Annotated in this window: 21 protein-coding genes; 19 read left to right on the top strand and 2 right to left on the bottom strand. The window is 36.2% G+C overall.

Annotated features, from left to right (window positions below):
- The first annotated feature begins 93 nt into the window (after positions 1-93).
- From WDA22_17380 to WDA22_17290, 19 genes are all read left to right on the top strand, one after another.
- The gene (locus tag WDA22_17380) at positions 94-801 is read left to right on the top strand and encodes a hypothetical protein (protein ID MFA5835255.1); all 708 of its coding nucleotides are present in this window, start codon (positions 94-96) and stop codon (positions 799-801) included.
- A gap of 226 nt (positions 802-1,027) precedes the next feature.
- On the top strand, positions 1,028-1,489 hold the full coding sequence (locus WDA22_17375; GenBank protein ID MFA5835254.1) for a hypothetical protein: 462 nt from the start codon (positions 1,028-1,030) through the stop codon (positions 1,487-1,489).
- Positions 1,490-1,674: 185 nt separating this feature from the next.
- Positions 1,675-2,076: a hypothetical protein gene (locus WDA22_17370; GenBank protein ID MFA5835253.1), complete on the top strand. Its 402-nt coding sequence runs from the start codon at positions 1,675-1,677 to the stop codon at positions 2,074-2,076.
- A 191-nt stretch (positions 2,077-2,267) separates the two neighbouring features.
- A complete protein-coding gene (locus WDA22_17365) occupies positions 2,268-2,711 on the top strand; it encodes a hypothetical protein (GenBank protein ID MFA5835252.1) in 444 nt (147 codons plus the stop codon).
- A gap of 202 nt (positions 2,712-2,913) precedes the next feature.
- Positions 2,914-3,303 (top strand): hypothetical protein, encoded by a 390-nt coding sequence (locus WDA22_17360; protein ID MFA5835251.1) that lies wholly within the window; start codon positions 2,914-2,916, stop codon positions 3,301-3,303.
- Between the two features lie 513 nt (positions 3,304-3,816).
- Positions 3,817-4,248: a DUF2628 domain-containing protein gene (locus tag WDA22_17355; GenBank protein MFA5835250.1), complete on the top strand. Its 432-nt coding sequence runs from the start codon at positions 3,817-3,819 to the stop codon at positions 4,246-4,248.
- A 219-nt stretch (positions 4,249-4,467) separates the two neighbouring features.
- Entirely contained in the window at positions 4,468-4,623 is a 156-nt protein-coding gene (locus WDA22_17350; GenBank protein MFA5835249.1) for a hypothetical protein, read from the top strand.
- Between the two features lie 991 nt (positions 4,624-5,614).
- Positions 5,615-6,082, top strand: coding sequence for a VOC family protein (locus WDA22_17345; GenBank protein ID MFA5835248.1), 468 nt, complete (start codon positions 5,615-5,617; stop codon positions 6,080-6,082).
- A 242-nt stretch (positions 6,083-6,324) separates the two neighbouring features.
- On the top strand, positions 6,325-6,582 hold the full coding sequence (locus WDA22_17340) for a hypothetical protein (protein MFA5835247.1): 258 nt from the start codon (positions 6,325-6,327) through the stop codon (positions 6,580-6,582).
- A gap of 211 nt (positions 6,583-6,793) precedes the next feature.
- Positions 6,794-7,399, top strand: coding sequence for a hypothetical protein (locus WDA22_17335; protein ID MFA5835246.1), 606 nt, complete (start codon positions 6,794-6,796; stop codon positions 7,397-7,399).
- Positions 7,400-7,622: 223 nt separating this feature from the next.
- On the top strand, positions 7,623-8,291 hold the full coding sequence (locus WDA22_17330; protein MFA5835245.1) for a hypothetical protein: 669 nt from the start codon (positions 7,623-7,625) through the stop codon (positions 8,289-8,291).
- A gap of 189 nt (positions 8,292-8,480) precedes the next feature.
- On the top strand, positions 8,481-8,840 hold the full coding sequence (locus WDA22_17325) for a hypothetical protein (GenBank protein ID MFA5835244.1): 360 nt from the start codon (positions 8,481-8,483) through the stop codon (positions 8,838-8,840).
- A 179-nt stretch (positions 8,841-9,019) separates the two neighbouring features.
- Entirely contained in the window at positions 9,020-9,649 is a 630-nt protein-coding gene (locus WDA22_17320) for a hypothetical protein (protein ID MFA5835243.1), read from the top strand.
- A 188-nt stretch (positions 9,650-9,837) separates the two neighbouring features.
- Complete coding sequence (locus WDA22_17315) at positions 9,838-10,584, top strand: carboxypeptidase-like regulatory domain-containing protein (protein MFA5835242.1); 747 nt, start codon at positions 9,838-9,840, stop codon at positions 10,582-10,584.
- 188 nt (positions 10,585-10,772) lie between these two features.
- On the top strand, positions 10,773-11,219 hold the full coding sequence (locus WDA22_17310) for a hypothetical protein (GenBank protein MFA5835241.1): 447 nt from the start codon (positions 10,773-10,775) through the stop codon (positions 11,217-11,219).
- Positions 11,220-12,433: 1,214 nt separating this feature from the next.
- Positions 12,434-12,862: a hypothetical protein gene (locus tag WDA22_17305; protein ID MFA5835240.1), complete on the top strand. Its 429-nt coding sequence runs from the start codon at positions 12,434-12,436 to the stop codon at positions 12,860-12,862.
- 179 nt (positions 12,863-13,041) lie between these two features.
- Positions 13,042-13,821 (top strand): hypothetical protein, encoded by a 780-nt coding sequence (locus WDA22_17300; protein ID MFA5835239.1) that lies wholly within the window; start codon positions 13,042-13,044, stop codon positions 13,819-13,821.
- Between the two features lie 347 nt (positions 13,822-14,168).
- Entirely contained in the window at positions 14,169-14,606 is a 438-nt protein-coding gene (locus WDA22_17295; GenBank protein MFA5835238.1) for a hypothetical protein, read from the top strand.
- Between the two features lie 77 nt (positions 14,607-14,683).
- Positions 14,684-15,412, top strand: a complete 729-nt coding sequence (locus WDA22_17290) for a hypothetical protein (protein MFA5835237.1) — start codon at positions 14,684-14,686, stop codon at positions 15,410-15,412.
- A 544-nt stretch (positions 15,413-15,956) separates the two neighbouring features.
- Here WDA22_17290 and WDA22_17285 read toward each other — a convergent pair.
- Together WDA22_17285 and WDA22_17280 are read right to left on the bottom strand one after the other, a co-directional pair.
- Positions 15,957-16,268 (bottom strand): helix-turn-helix transcriptional regulator, encoded by a 312-nt coding sequence (locus WDA22_17285; GenBank protein MFA5835236.1) that lies wholly within the window; start codon positions 16,266-16,268, stop codon positions 15,957-15,959.
- Positions 16,269-16,284: 16 nt separating this feature from the next.
- Positions 16,285-16,617 carry a type II toxin-antitoxin system RelE/ParE family toxin gene (locus WDA22_17280; protein ID MFA5835235.1) on the bottom strand — a complete coding sequence of 111 codons (333 nt, stop codon included), beginning with the start codon at positions 16,615-16,617 and terminating at the stop codon, positions 16,285-16,287.
- Between the last annotated feature and the right edge of the window lie 67 nt (positions 16,618-16,684).

Genomic DNA, 16,684 nt, shown 5'->3' with positions numbered 1-16,684 from the left:
AAACATCATTTTTAGTTTAAAAACGGATTCCGGCGCGCTGAAGCGTTACCACGCAGGTTAGCTCCAGTCCGTTAGGGCGCAAGGAAGGAAGAGATGACCATTTACAAAATACTAATTGTAATTTTATTACCGCTACTAGTAATTTTGTCTTCTTGTAAAAAGGAGTCAAGTTCTCCAGTTGATCAAAATATTGACAACACAAAGGGTTCAGTAAAAGCAATTGTGCTATTAAATCCTATAAGTAGGACAATATGGCCGGTTACCCTTAAATTACTTAAATCTCGCTCTACTACTTTTGACACAGTTCAGGTGTTATCTACAGAGCTAAACGGTGAATGTAATTTTTCAAATGTTTCAGCGGGTAATTATAAAATCATTGCTTTACCAAATCAATACTTTGGCGCAACAAGTTATAGTGAAGATTTTAGCATTTCATCCAAAAACCCTATTGATACATTGTATATTATCCACAAGCCATTTCATTTTTTGTTTCCAGACACAATTGAAGTCTTTAAGAATTACAATTTATTAATTGATACTACCGTACACTTCGCAATATGGAATTATGGGACAAGGGATACTTTGATATGCAATTTTGATTCATCATTAGTTCCTAACTGGTGTAGTGTCAAAATTAAAACAAACATATTTCCGCCACAACAATATCCAACAACGATCAATACTATTATAACCTACAAATCTGAAGCGTATAAAAATAATTTATTACCGAAAATAATTAAAGTTCCATTTAAGACTCAATATGAACAGGATACGTTGTATGTTAATATTCTGCCGATGTAAAATCTCTTGCGCCCTAACCAGTCGCTCAACCTGACGTGGTAACCGCGGCCGCAATTTTTGTATTCAAAGTTGAAATATCTAAACACAACACCCGATAGAGATAGTTATCTGCAAATTAATGAGCCTTGCGTCCGCGTAAAAACGTTACCACGCAGGTTAGCTCCAGTCCGTTAGGCACCTTAACGTATTTTTGTTGTTAAACTTTATTATAAAAAGAGGGTTTTTTATGGATACAAATAGCAAATCACTTTTTCAATTAATGCGATTTAATATTTTGAATTCTGCGAAGATGAATTGGGAGAACACTCCATTTTCTCCCGCATATATTTATGCCTGGGATTCAGGAGTATATCCAGCCTTTAACGATGGTGCGGACTGGCATAAATCATTTGTTGATCAATTCGAAGTGAGCGAAAAAGAGGTTGTGGAGTTAGGAAAGTTTTTAGATAAAAAGTGGTTAGCTAAATCTGCTATTTCATTTTATGAATTAGAGGATCACTATGAAGTATCACATTCTACAGAAACAGGTTGGGATAGAGGGAAACTATTAATTTCATGTCGATATATGTATTTAAACAGAATGTTCGATAATTCATTTTGGTCCGCATTAATAGAAAATGGTAAATGTCCGACCGAGGCATTTTCTATATGTCAAAAACTCGAAAAGAGTGATATTTATTTTGTGTAAGGTGCCTAACCAGTCGCTCAAGTTGACGTGGTAACCGCGAACGCGATTTTTGTATTCAAAGTTGAAATATTTAAGCACAACATACGATTCAAACAGTTATTAGCAAATTAATCAAGGTCGCGTTCGCGTAAAAACGTTACCACGCAACTTAGCTCCAGTCCGTTAGCCAGCCTCGCATTAGCAAAATGAATAAAGAGTATAAAATACAAGCAACTGGTCGAACAATAGAACTTGATAATAAAGAAAATCCAATTGCATTCTCACTTTGGAAAGATACTAAACGTGGTGATCTACGATTTATTGATGATCGTATAGAATTCTTTGACTGGACAATAAAACAATCTGAAGCACAGAAAGTAATTATTATTAAAGCAGATGTTGCATTTTTTCCTGTATCTGTCTTGCGAATTATTACTTCTCAAAAAATGTACGATTTTGCGATCAACAGTTTTCTCAATATTCAAAAATATATTTCAGCTCCTGTAGAAGTTAAATTTGCAAAAGCGGTTACAAAAAAACAGAGGTATTTAGCAATTGGCATACTGTTAATTATATCTATCATTTTGTATTTACTTAAATACAAATAATAAAAGGCTGGCTAACCAGTCGCTCAACCTGACGTGGTAACCGCGACGCGCTTTGAGTTTTGAGTGTTGTGTTCTCAAATGACAACTTACGATACGCGACATCATTTTTAATTTAAAAACAGAATCCCGCGCTCTGGAACGTTACCACGCAGGTTAGCTCCAGTCCGTTAGGCTTTGCAAAAAGAGGTTTTATGAAAACTCAATTGTTGTTTACAATAATATTAAGCACAGTCATTATAGCTTGTAAAGATAGTTCAACCGAACCAGTAAAAACTATTCCTTTTGAAACTGTTAGCACTGGGATTAATTTAAATAAAGACACAACCCTAATAATAAAGGATAGTGTAACTTGGATCAATTTATGCAATAATTATTGGACCGGTTCAAAGCCACCGATGCCACAGATAGATTTTCAGAAAGATCAAATAGTTGCAATTTTTTATCCTGCGCAATCAGGTTGCACGGGAAACTTAGATTTGATTAATAAAATTGAAGTATATAACAACACTGTAAACATTTATCGCAAAAAGTTTTCAGCATTAATGATGGGTCAATGTGATGGATGGTTTTATCCACGTCAAATAATCAAGTTTCAACGTCAAGAGTTGACAATTGAGTTTGTGGTTATTCAATAATAAATACTTGCAAAGCCTAACCAGTCGCTCAAGTTGACGTGGTAACCGCGAACGCGATTTTTGTATTCAAAGTTGAAATATTTAAGCACAACATACGGTAGAAACAGATTTCAGCAATTTATTCAAGGTCGCGTTCGCGTAAAAACGTTACCACGCAACTTAGCTCCAGTCCGTTAGGGCGCAATCGCCATCGATAAATACAATGAAAGTCATTACAAACAAAGTTGAAAGAATTTTGAAATATATCGACAATGCGAAAGAAAATTCATCTTTTGTCATTATTTCGATGCTTGCGGGTGGACTTATTGGTGTTTTTATTTTTCTACTACCTCAATTGTTATTTGAAGGATTGTTCGGAGATAACTTCTCTAATCCCGTAGTTACGTTAATACTCTCTGCGCTAATATGGGGAGTTATTGGTTATCTTAATTTATGGGGAACAATTCTAAAATTTATTATTTCTAACAATTGGGGTTTAGGCGACGATTCAACATATATACTCATTTTCATAATAATTGTATTTATCTATTATTATATTTTGCAGTTGTTTGCAACCAACATAATTCTGCTGTATAAACTTATTGCGCCCTAACCAGTCACTCGACCTGACGTTGCAACCGCTTGCGCTCTAAGTTTACAAGTGTCGAAAAATGAAAACACAACATACGATAGCGATAGTTGTCAGCAATTTAAAAACAAAATCCCACGCGCTGGAACGTTGCAACGCAGGTTAGTTCCAGTCCGTTAGCCCGCTCTGCTGGCGGCAAATTAAAATGTTGCTCAAGTTTTGTAATTCAATTTGAGATTTGTTGCAAAATCAAAAAAACAAATAAACAGTTCTTTAACATTCAAAAGTTGTTGTTTAATTAAATGTGGCTTACGCCAGCCGCCAGCAGTGTAGCGTTTCAAAAAATAATTGCGCGGGCTAACCAGTCACTCAAACATGACGTGCAAACCGCGACGCGCTCTGTGTTTTGAGTGTTGAGTTCTCAAATGGCAACTTATGACAGCGATAGTTATCAGCAATTTAAAAATACAATCCGGCGCGCTGGAACGTTTGCACGCAGTTTAGTTCCAGTCCGTTAGGCAACATAAAGAATCAACAATGAGCGAGATTCTAATTAATAACATATGTTCGTTTTGTGAAAATGAAATATCAATAGATTCAGAGAACATCGAAGGTTTATCGTTATGCAAGAATTGTTCTTCGAACAAAAAATTTGTTGATAATAGAATCAAAGAAATATCAAATAAATTATCCAATTATTACGTATTAGAGTTATTGAAAATTGGTTATTCTGCTAAAGAATATGGTGGTCAATGGAATTGGAGTGCATTTTTTGGCGGCGCAGTATGGGCACTTTTCAAAAGATTATGGAAAAGTACGATATTCTTCACCGTGATATTTATTTTGCTACTTTCAACCTTTTATTTTTTAGCAATTGTGTTTCAAGTGATGTACCATTTTTATCTTGGTCATAATGGTAACCGTATGATTTATGATTTGGTAATAAATAAAAAACATACTATTTATTAAATCACAATGGTACTGCTTTATGTTGCCTAACCAGTCACTCAAGCTGACGTTGCAACCGCGGCTTGGGTTTTATTCGAAAGTTGAAAAACGAGAACACAACATACGTCAGCGAAAGAGCGAACGAAATCACGAAAAGTATTTTCGAGGCCGCGATAAAACGTTGCAACGCAGCTTAGTTCCAGTCCGTTAGGCGCCACAAAAAAATATTCTTTATAATAAATGGGCGACACTCAATTAATATTATTCGGAACAATAATTATTAGCGGCATTATCAATTATGTCGCAAATAAAAGTTTGACAGAACTTGGCGACGAGACTTATAGAAAGTCGTTTATTTCACCATTTCCCAAAAAAGAATATTACACAACCGAATGATGGAGATATAAACAAATTGCATTTATTGTATTAATTATTGGCCTCGTAATATCATTCATTTCGTCAGGCGGGTAAAAATGTCTACCGTGTGTCGCCTAACCAGTCACTCAAGCCGACGTGGTAACTGTATAGGGTTTAGCCGGGAAGTGTCGTAAAATCTAAGCACAACATACTATAGCGGAAGAGATCAGCAATTTAAAAAGCAGTTTTCTTTACGGGAACGTTACCACGCGGCTTAGTTCCAGTCCGTTAGGGTGCAAAAAAACATACCCAGAAAGATGTTGATAATTGTGGAAAACAGAAAGATCAAGATCAAAGCCTCAATTTATTGTTTTCTCTTTGTTACATCTTTTGCAGCTTTTCTTATTTATAGAGAACATTTTGGGTTATTTGATTTAAAAGTACCACAATGGCCATTGTATCATTTGGCTTCTACGTTATTTTTAGTATTCATAATGCTTTTTTCAAATTACAAGTGTGTTATGTATCTGGTAGCAATTGAAGAGACGCAAAAGGTGAAGTATGAATCGACTTCAAGAAAACTTGTCACACTCTCATTGTTTATCGGTATTGCTATAATTGTGGTCTGGTTGCTTAAAATATTCGTTTTTAATTAGTCGCAAGGAATTTTTATTAACTACCATGCGCCCTAACCAGTCACTCAAGCCGACGTTGCGATCGCGGCCTCGATTTTAACATTAAGTGTCAGCAATTCTAAACACAACTTACGATACGAAACAGCGTTTTCAATTTAACCGGGCTCCGGGGCCGCAAAAGCATTCGCAACGCGGCTTAGTTCCAGTCCGTTAGCCCGCATAATTAAGAGAGGAGGTTTATAAAATGTCAAAACAAAAAAATATTTTGAGTTTTCTCTTTCTTGTAGTTTTATTCTCTCAAGCGTACGGTCAAAAGCAACAAATAACAGGCAGTTAGCTGCCATGCTCGCACCCAGTAATCTCAATCATCAGTCATTCATTAAGGAGTCCATGCCATGAAGTTCCAAGCTGCCGTCGTGCTGACATTTTTCTGCTTCATCTCATTGCCAGAATTATTTGCTCAATCGGACGCTCCGCCACCTTTGACATTCAATCATTTGGCATTATCAGTAAGAGATGTAAATCGTTCTTCGGAGTTCTATAGAAATGTACTTGGTTTAACCGAAATAACTAATCGAGCAAGATTGGAGGGCGTACGTTGGTTTTCTCTGGGAGAGCAAAAGGAGTTGCATTTGATAGCCATTCTAAAAGATACGGTAACTGTAAACAAAGCCGTCCATCTTGCCCTGACTACAAGTGACTTTGATTTACTCATTAAAATACTTGAAAGAATGAAAGTAGCTTATTCGGATTGGCCAGGTACTCTAAACAAAATTAACATAAGAGCGGATGGGATTAAGCAGATCTTCTTTCAAGACCCAGATGGATATTGGATAGAAGTAAATAGTGTTGCACAAAAATGAGAAATCTCTTTTTCCGGATAACTCAGAAGTACTCAGTGATGAGGGTGCTCGCACGGTAGCTAACAACACAAACCACGTCACTCGCACATTTGATAAGCAATGTTGAATCTCAGTACAAAATCAGTTGTGCTCGTTCCATGCCGCACTTATTTTATAGAAGAGCGTGGAGTGCGGCACGGCGTGGTTAGTGTAGGCGTTACACGAATTTTGAATATGGCAAAGAAAGTGGGGATGTTAGTGGGATGGAGGTTTTTATTGTTTATTCTACAGACGGAATGAAAAGACAACATTATGCTCTTGTGCAAGAAGCAGAGGGAGTGCCAACGCCGCCAGTTTTAGTGCAAGTTAAAGTCGATAACAATGAGATTGAGTTTACAATCCCCGATAAACAAAGTAGCCGTACTTTTAAGGACAAAATCGGCAAGAAAGAACTCACTGGCAAATTTGTTGGAAGCGATGAAATAGTTCATTTAAAAAGAAAAAAAAGTTATTGGCAGTAATTTGTTGGCGGGCTAACCAGTCACTCAACCTGACGTTGCAACCGCTTACGCTCTGAGTTTTCGAGTGTGGTGAAATGAACACACAACATACGATAGCGATAGTAATCAGCAAATTAAAAACACAATCTCACGCACTGGAACGTTGCAACGCAGGTTAGTTCCAGTCCGTTAGGCGCCACTAATCAGTGAAGTACGTAATAAACTATAATTGATGATTGCTGCCGTAGAAATAGAAAAAAGAAGATCTCCCACGGCTTTACGTGAGTTTGTAATCAATCTTAAAGACAATGTTAGAGCTAATAAAGTAGAAATGAATTACGGTATTTTTAAGAAAGGTCTTTACAAAGAATTCTTGGACGAAATTGTACCATTAAGTCTCTTCTCAATTAAGATGTACCCTGACAGTTATCTTATACAACCTGTTTTAGGAAGTCAGGGATATGATGCGCTTGTCTTCAATGAATCTGTTAAACAGGTGGATAAAATTGAAATGACGGTTCCGCAAAATGGTCAACTTGAGGCCAATGATTCCCAGTTAGTTGTTGAAAAGGGTCATGGGGAAGTTCAAATTGTTAATCCTGGTAATGAACTTAAATTATTAATTCCAGAAGTTATTTCAGTTTGTAAAAAGAAAGCAGCGAAAGATTACAGCGATTGTACATTGATAATTGCAATTGAACCGTTAAAACCGTTTCCTGAATTTGAATTAAATTATGAAAATCAAATTAATGAACTAATATCAACTATTCGGCAGTTTAAGTTCACTGCAAAAAGAGTATTTCTTTTTGTTATGCCAGATCGAATTGTTCTAATCTAAATTGTGTTCATAAATACTGTATCACAATATGTGGCGCCTAACCAGTCGCTCAAGTTGACGTGGTAACCGCGAACGCGAATTTTGTATTCAAAGTTGAAATATCTAAACACAACATACGATTCAAACAGTTATCAGCAAATTAATTAAGGTCGCGTTCGCGTAAAAACGTTACCACGCAACTTAGCTCCAGTCCGTTAGGTTTCATTTAAACAGGCATATCAGTATGAGCAATAAAATTAAACTATCTATGATTCTATTATTGTTTTTAATATTTACTAATATTCAAAGTCAATCACATTTATCACCCGAGGATAGTCCATTTGGGTTTCAAAATGACTTTTATGACTATTACAATATTGTTTCACAACAATATTATTCAAAATTATCTGGATCCCCCATTGTAGCGATGATTTGTATTCCAGCATTTCAAAAAGAATGGGCAGTGTTTATTGTACGGAAAAATGAAACTGACACGATGATTGTTTATTTGATACAGTCAAAAGAAAATATCTATAATAAATTACACCGATTAGAAGAAAAAAATATTATTTATGATCCTCATCAAAATTATACTTTGGTATATAAAAAAGTAATTGATATTAAAGACGCAAACTCAATAAGAGAAGTGTTATACAAAATGACACTGAATACAAGATATGAAAATAGGTCTACAGGCGGTTTGGATGGAACAATTTACCATTTTGAGGTTGTTGGTGAATATGGAAGACGAGCGGGTAAAGTATATGAAGCCTATGAATCAACTGCTACTGGACAAATGGTAAGGATCTGTAATATATTATCAAAATATACAACGTCTGAAGAAAGTAAAAAGGAAAAAATATTAGTTTCACTGCGAAAGATGGTCAAACATTTAAACGACGGATTGAAATGAAACCTAACCAGTCGCTCAAGTTGACGTGGTAACCGCGAACGCGATTTTTGTATTCAAAGTTGAAATATTTAAGCACAACATACGATTGCGGTAATTTTAAATTAATTAATCTAGGTCGCGTTCGCGTAAAAAAGTTACCACGCAACTTAGCTCCAGTCCGTTAGCCAGCGTGAATAAGCATTTACCAAAATGAAAATAGTTGTAATTGGGATATTGTCAATATTATGGTGTTGCTCACCGATACCACGATGTCCGGAAGGTTCACGAATTATTCTGAGGGGTGAATATCCAACATTCAGTACTCCAGATTCACTTCAATGGAGTATTGTTTCGTATAGTGATTTTGATAACCACTGTTGGAACTCGAAAATTGGTTATGTGGGAAGTTATGGTGAATATCATCTGTTTCGGTTTTGGACGAAGATTCTGCCAGCGATTGATGCTGAATATCAGTTCGCAACACATAGAACTAATTGGTCTCCCAATAAAGAGTATCTATATAAAATAAAGGGAGTAAGTAATTCAGTAGACAGCGTTGACACAAAATAAATACACGCTGGCTAACCAGCAGCTCAAATTGACGTTGCAACCGCGGCGCGCTTTCACTCAAGTGTCGAGAGTTCTAAACACAACATACGTTACGAAATAGCATTTTTAATTTAAAAACCGTTCCAACGCGCTGGAACGTTGCAACGCAACTTAGCTGCCGTCCGTTAGGGTGCAATTGAATGAACACTAAACTTGATACTGACACATTAAAATGGTTTACGATACTGTCTTTTGCCGGTATAATATTTATTTCACTTCATTCGTTGAGTGGCATTCATTACCATTTCCGAACATTTGGCAATACTCTTATCCTAGGATCGTTATTGTTGTTCTATGGTATTGAGGGATCAAAACAGTTTAAGATATTATACAATTGCTTACTGGCACTTTGGGTTTTCATTGTATTTCATTCATTAACTTTTATCGTCGTTGTAACAACACGAGATTTAGAACTCTTTAGAAACGTACTTGCTATTGCTATTTCATTATCAATTCTGTCATTCTACTTGTTTGCACTTTTTATAAAGCATCTCTGTAATGAAATTGGATTGAATGATTTAGCCATTAAATGGCGAAATCTCAGTGTGGTTATAATTGCTGTGTATTTACTTCCTTTTGCATTCACTTTTATAGGTGGCATTCTAATGTTTAGGGGGATTTTTGATGGATTAGATTACGGCTTAGTCGAGGGAATACCAATTTCCAAAGAAAATGGTCAATTAATTATCAGGTTTCTTTTAGTGATTTTACCGATTTATACTTTAAGAGAAATAAATATTCTCAAGCATAGAATCGCAATTGCACCCTAACCAGTCGCTCAAGTTGACGTGGTAACCGCGAACGCGATTTTTGTATTCAATGTCGAAATATCTAAGTACAACATACGATAGAAACAGTTTTAAATTAATTAATCAAGGTCGCGTTCGCGTAAAAACGTTACCACGCAACTTAGCTCCAGTCCGTTAGCTGGCATTAAATATACATCCTAGGAATACTCATGAAAAACATAATCTTAATAATTGTATTAATTGTTTATTCAACAGGATGTAAAGGTGACCCGGGGCCTGCAGGCCCAACGATGTATGGTGATATTGCAGGCAACATATTTTTATATTCCGACAATGGGCAAGTACTTAAAGATAATAGCGGTGTAACAATTACATTAGATGGAAGACAATATTCTACTCAATCGTTACCTAATGGGACTTGGAAATTAAGCGGTGTGCCGGCGGGTATATATGATATAGTATTTTCAAAACCTGGATACATAACTTATAAAGAATATGGAGTACAATTTGTTGGGGGAGGCACTCTTTTCCTTTATTATAGAATTTGGTTGTCACAAATACCGCCAACAACAATTATTGAGTTTAAATTAACTCAATCAAGTAATAACACTTCAGTGTTTGCCAAAGGAAAAATATCTAGTGCCGATTCTCTTAATAGGATAATCAGGATATTATTTTCAAAAGAACCTTTTACAACGTCTGCTACAATAAACTTTTTATTCAGTCAATATGTTGGTGTTCCAGCAGATTCAACATCATTTTCGAGTGTATTTGCCTTTAATGAAGACTATAAAACAAGCTATGAATTGTCCAGTGGTTCTACATTATATGCATTAGCATTTGCCGCACCACGTAGCGGGGGATACTATTATAATTATAATCCCTTTGCTAATTCTTATGAGATGTACACTACTGGATTAGTATTTTCAAATAGTCAAGTCATTATTGTTCCATAAATGCCAGCTAACCAGTCGCTCAAGTTGACGTGGTAACCGCGAACGCGATTTTTGTATTCGAAGTTGAAAATTCTAAACACAAAATACGATTCAAACAGTTATCAGCAAATTAATCAAGGTCGCGTTCGCGTAAAAACGTTACCACGCAACTTAGCTCCAGTCCGTTAGGGCGCACAAAAGGATAATTGATGGATACTCTAATATTTACAGTTTTAGGCGGTATTCTCGTTTATGTAATTGGTCAAATTATTCTTACTCGTATTATTATTCCTTCACAAGAATTGAAAAAAACTCTCAGCGGAATTAGTAATGTGTTACTTCTTCATCAGGCAAAGCTTGCAAATGCATCATTTGATAAAGAGATATCGTCTGAAATAAAATCAAAATCAGCTGAGGTTGTCTCAAAGACACATGTAATTCTTTGGTTTGCAGTGGTTCGTTTGGTATTTGGTCTACCGTCATTAAAAAATATAATGAGTGCTTCACGGCAATTAAATTTGCTATCATATAATATGTTGATTGAAAATAATGTTGACCAGCGTTCTTCAAGATCTGATTTTGCATTTGAGAATATTAATGTCATGCGAGACATTGGACGATTATTGTCAATTAAAACTTCGTATGGCGAGAAGTAACCATAATATGTGCGCCCTAACCAGTCGCTCAACCTGACGTGGTAACCGCGGCCGCAATTTTTGTATTCAATGTTGAAATATCTAAACACAACATACAACATATTTAGTAATCGGCGAGCTAATCGGCATTGCGTCCGCGTAAAAACGTTACCACGCAGGTTAGCTCCAGTCCGTTAGCCCGCTCTGCTGGCGGCAAAATAAAATGTTGCTCAAGTTGTGTAGTTCAATTTGAGTTCTGTTGTAAAATCAAAAAAAACAATTAAACAGTTTTTTTACATTCATAAGTTGTTGTTCAATTCAACGTGGCTTACGCCAGCCGCCAGCAGTGTAGCGTTTCAAAAAATAGTGTAGCGGGCTAACCAGTCACTCAAACATGACGTGCAAACCGCGACGCGCTTTGAGTTTTAAGTGTTGAGTTCTCAAATGACAACTTACGATACGCGAGCACATTTTTATTTTAAAAATACAACCGGCGCGCTGGAACGTTTGCACGCAGTTTAGCTCCAGTCCGTTAGCCCGCTCTGCTGGCGGCAAAATAAAAATGTTGCTCAAGTTTTGCAGTTCAATTTGAGTTTTGTTGTAAAATCAAAAAAGCAAATAAACAGTTCTTTAACCTTCAAAAGTTGTTGTTCAATTAAACGTGGCTTACGCCAACCGCCAGCAGTATAGCGCAAGAAAAAATATTAGTTGCGGGCTAACAAGTCACTCAAACTGACGTTGTGACCGCGTCCGCGATTTTGTTATTCAAAGTTGAAATTTCTAAACACAACATACGATTCAAACAGTTATCAGCAAATTAATCGGGCTCGCGTCCGCGACACAACGTCACAACGCAGTTTAGTTCCAGTCCGTTAGGCAACACGAAGCAAAAGCGGTGTAATTGCAAAAAAGCATTAAACGAAATTATACCACCAGCATTCAGAAGTCATTCAATTGCCAATAATTGTTGTTGTAGTCAGCAAAAGTTGTTCAAAATAAGCAGTCACTTAAAGAAGAAAGTTCAGTTATTATTGTTGGCAATTGTCCATCAAACTCGCATGTTGCCTAACCAGTCGCTCAAGCTGACATGGCGATCGCGGCCGCAATTTTGTTATTCAATATTGTAAAAGTTCAACACAACATACGTCAGCAGTAGTAATCAGAAAATTAATCAACGTTGCGTCCGCGGTACAACATCGCCACGCAGCTTAGCTCCAGTCCGTTAGGCGCACTTAATGAAGAAAGAAAAAGAAATATTTGTGAAGGCTGTAGACATTATTCGAACGAGATTTCCCAATCTTGATAGTGAATTGATTCTCGAACATCCAAATGTTGATGCTGAATTAAACATTTTACCTCAGGCAGGCTTAAAGTTCGGGATTAGTATAAACCTACAGGACGATGAATTGTTTCTTTCAACCAAAAGTTTGAGTGCATCCTGGTTTCCCTGTTGGAATCAACAAAAATTTGATGAATTTATTTCTGCTGTAGATGGGTTAATTAGTGGAACGTACAGAATTGTAGAATATTCTATTGGACGGTTTGTTGGGAAAAGTGAATTACAGCTAAATAAAGAGAATCAATGGATCAAGATTGCAGTATCGTATAGTCCAATTTTCATTTTACATTTGTTCCACAAAAAAAATATCTATCAAAATATTTAGTGCGCCTAACCAGTCACTCAAGCCGACGTGGTAACCGCGACGCGCCCTGAGTTTTAAGTGTTGAGTTATCAATTGATAACATACGATACGAGAGCACATTTTAAATATAAAAACTGATCCCGGCGCTCTGGAACGTTACCACGCGGCTTAGTTCCAGTCCGTTAGGGCGCAGGAAAACAATGAAAACAATCATCCCAACAATAATAACCATATTTATATTATGTTCTTGTAGTAATCAGAATATGACAAAATATTCACATCAGTATGAATCTCAACTTGCCAATATTACTTCTCGGGGATATGATTTATATAATTATGACGTTTCTTGTTGGTTGGCTTCAGATACGTTAGTGACGTATCATCCAGACAATGAAAGGTTAGGCCAATTTCTTGCGAAAGATAATGATTCTGTGTGGACAGTATATTTTGGGAAATCATCGCAAGATCAAAATTCGTTTATCATAGCTTATGAAATAAGTCTATCAAAAATGATGAAGATATTATCGGTGAAAGAATATAAAGAAGGCAAACGTGATTCTTCTTGGTTAATGCGAGCTTCAAAAGCGATTACATTGACAAAATTAGATTTTGGTAAACAAAATTTAACTTATAATTACTATGTTTTTCCCGATACATCACAAAATATTTTGGTTTATTACATTCCTGCTAAGACAAACAACAAAGAAACGCCATTAGGTGGTGATGTTCGCTATATAGTTTCAAAAGATGGTTCAAATATTTTGAGAATAACAAGATTACATAAATCTGTAATTATGATGCCACAGCCAGTAGAAGGTGCAATGGCAGGAATGCATTCGCATATAATTATTAAAACACCGGTTGAAACGGATGTGTTTTTTGTCTTGAGCCAAAGACCAAGATTACCACACTACATTTTCAGTGATAATGGAATGTATATCGTTAAATCGGATGGTGAAATATTACTTGAAAATAAATAATACAAATTCTGCGCCCTAACCAGTCGCTCAACCTGACGTGGTAACCGCGACACGCTCTGAGTTATGAGTGTTGAGTTCTCAAATGACAACTTACGATACGAAAGTAGATTTTAAATTTAAAAATATAATCCTGCGCGCTGGAACGTTACCACGCAGGTTAGCTCCAGTCCGTTAGCCGGCAAAAAGCAAGATCGTATATGTACAAAAAGTATTTTAATTACGTCGTATTTTTTTTTGCAATTGTAGGTTGTGATAAATCAAACCTTGTTCAATCAACACAAACACCAGAGTTTGTTCTTAATAAAATAAATTGCAGTGCAAAAGTGTATTACCGTAATGATTCAGTTATGATTACTCAATTAAACTATGGTTTAGACGGTTATTTTCGTCATAGTTATGGTCGAGTCACAAATCAGATTATCTCTATTAATAGTTTTGTTGATACAACCGATTTTTCAAGTGTTCCAGAAAATCCAGATCCAATTAATCCTCCGGTTGCATCAATTCAAATCAACATCCCAAATATTCTCGAAAATGTTGACAGTGTAAAAATCTACGCAAAAATATTTGGAGTGTATTTTACAGATTCGACGAAACAAAAGTTCAATGGTGAATTTTATCATTTTGACAGTGCGACAGTAAGAATACAACGCATACATTTGGATTTGCCGGCTAACCAGTCGCTCAAGCTGACGTGCAAACCGCCGACGCTCTTAAATATTAAGTGTGGTGTAATCAACTTACAACATATGTTACGAAACAGGATTTTAAATTTAAAAACATAATCAACGCGCTGGAGCATTTGCACGCAGCTTAGCTCCAGTCCGTTAGGCAACAAGAAGAAACATTTGAACAATACCTTATGAGTAAAATAATAAGAACAACATTAATCCTGTCCTTAATTATTGTTGGGTGTAGTACAAAGGATCGATCTGAAAATCAAATGAATAGTTTAAAAAAGGACTCATTACTAAAAGATTCTTTTATTTTAGAAAATCCCATATTACAAACACTCGACACAATAAAAGTAATCCTCTTTGAGAAATCGAGTGAGAATAATAATGAAGTTCAGTTTGAGGGAACCGATAAACCAAATATTTATCAAGACTCACTGGGCACACTTTTTAAGTATCCAAATTACAGTGTGGTTATACTGAAACAAAATGAATTTGCCGGCGATATCATCAAAGTATATAACGATGTAAATGTTTATGCTGATAGTGCGGTAATTTATCTCGCAAATCCAATTTATAATGGTGCTGAGATGGGAGAATGGTTCAAAGGCTTAAAGGATAAATATCTCTTTCTCGATTTAGGAACTGGGCCAGATCGTGGCCTCGATGTTGTTGATTTATCAACTCGAAAGTCAATATTGGTTTGTTCTTATTCAACACCCATATCAATTGATACTAATTTTGTAATAACATTTTATACTGATTCTGAAGAAGAGGCAACACCTAAGAACCACCCCCAATTTAAAGAGTTAATAGAAGGTGGAGTGACACCAACTATAGAAGAAGAATGTACATTCAATATTAAAACACGAGAATTATTACGAACTGGTAGAAAAAGAGGAGGAGTAATGAATTAATCTCCTTGTTGCCTAACCAGTCGCTCAAGTTGACGTGGTAACCGCGAACGCGATTTTTGTATTCAAAGTTGAAATATTTAAGCACAACATACGATTCAAACAGTTGTTGGCGAGTTAATCAAGGTCGCGTTCGCGTAAAAACGTTACCACGCAACTTAGCTCCAGTCCGTTAGGCAACACGAAGCAAAAGTGGTGTAATTCCAAAAAAGCATAAAACGAAATTACGACACCTGCATTCATAAATCATCCAATTGCCAACAATTGGGGTCGAAGTCAGGAAAAGTTGTTCAAAATAAGCAATCACTTAAAGAAGAAAGTTCAGTTGTAATTGTTGGCAATTGTTCAACAAGCTCGCGTGTTGCCTAACGAGTCGCTCAAGTTGACGTGGTAACCGCGGCGTTGGATTTCAATCGAATGTTGAAAAACGAGAACACAACATACGATAGCACAAGTTATCAGCAATTCACAAAATGTATTTCGTGGCCGCGATAAAACGTTACCACGCAACTTAGCTCCAGTCCGTTAGGCAGCCTTTAAGAAAGTTTTATCGAGGAAGAATTCGTGCGAGAGAGTTCTTCGGTGCCTTTAGGGTTAGTAATGATTTCACCAATAAATCAATCGTAACAGTGGGATCACCGGATTCCATTTTTGCAACACGAGATTGACTAGACTTTATCATTTTTGCAAAGTCTTTTTGAGTCAATTTTAATAAACGGCGACGTTTTTGAAGGTTTTTACTTAACGAGAGCTTTAGTTCAATATATTCGGATTCTTGCTGGTTGAGATTGAGAAATTCATCAACACTTCCAATTTTCCAGCCGGCTGCTTCCAGTTTTTGTTTTTTGTTCTTTTCCATAGATAATTCCTGTTGTTTATTGAGCGTCATATAAACGAATTCGCTTTTTACATTGGTCAATAATATTTTTGGGTGTTTGTTGTGTCTTTTTCTTAAATATTTCAAGAATGACAATTGCATCCGGATCAATACGATAGATTAACCGCCAAATTGTAGTTTCATCAGTTATTCGTAATTCATGGCAGCGTGGTCCAATTGATGGCATAGGACGAGACCAAGGAAGCGAGATCAAATCACCACGCTGCAGTTTGCGAAGTAGGAATCCAGTTTCTATTCTTGCAGCTTGTGACATTGGCGGAGTTTTTACTTCACCATGTAACCAGGCAAGTGGTTTATGATCATTGCTCATACATAATTAAGATATGTCATATCTGACATATAGTCAAGTGGTAAATATTAATTAAAACAGGCTGCCT

It is taken from the genome of Bacteroidota bacterium, assembly GCA_041658205.1.
Taxonomy (GTDB): domain Bacteria; phylum Bacteroidota; class Ignavibacteria; order UBA10030; family UBA8401; genus UBA8401.
Note: the sequence above shows the minus strand (reverse complement) of the source record. Positions and strands in the feature narration are given on the sequence as shown.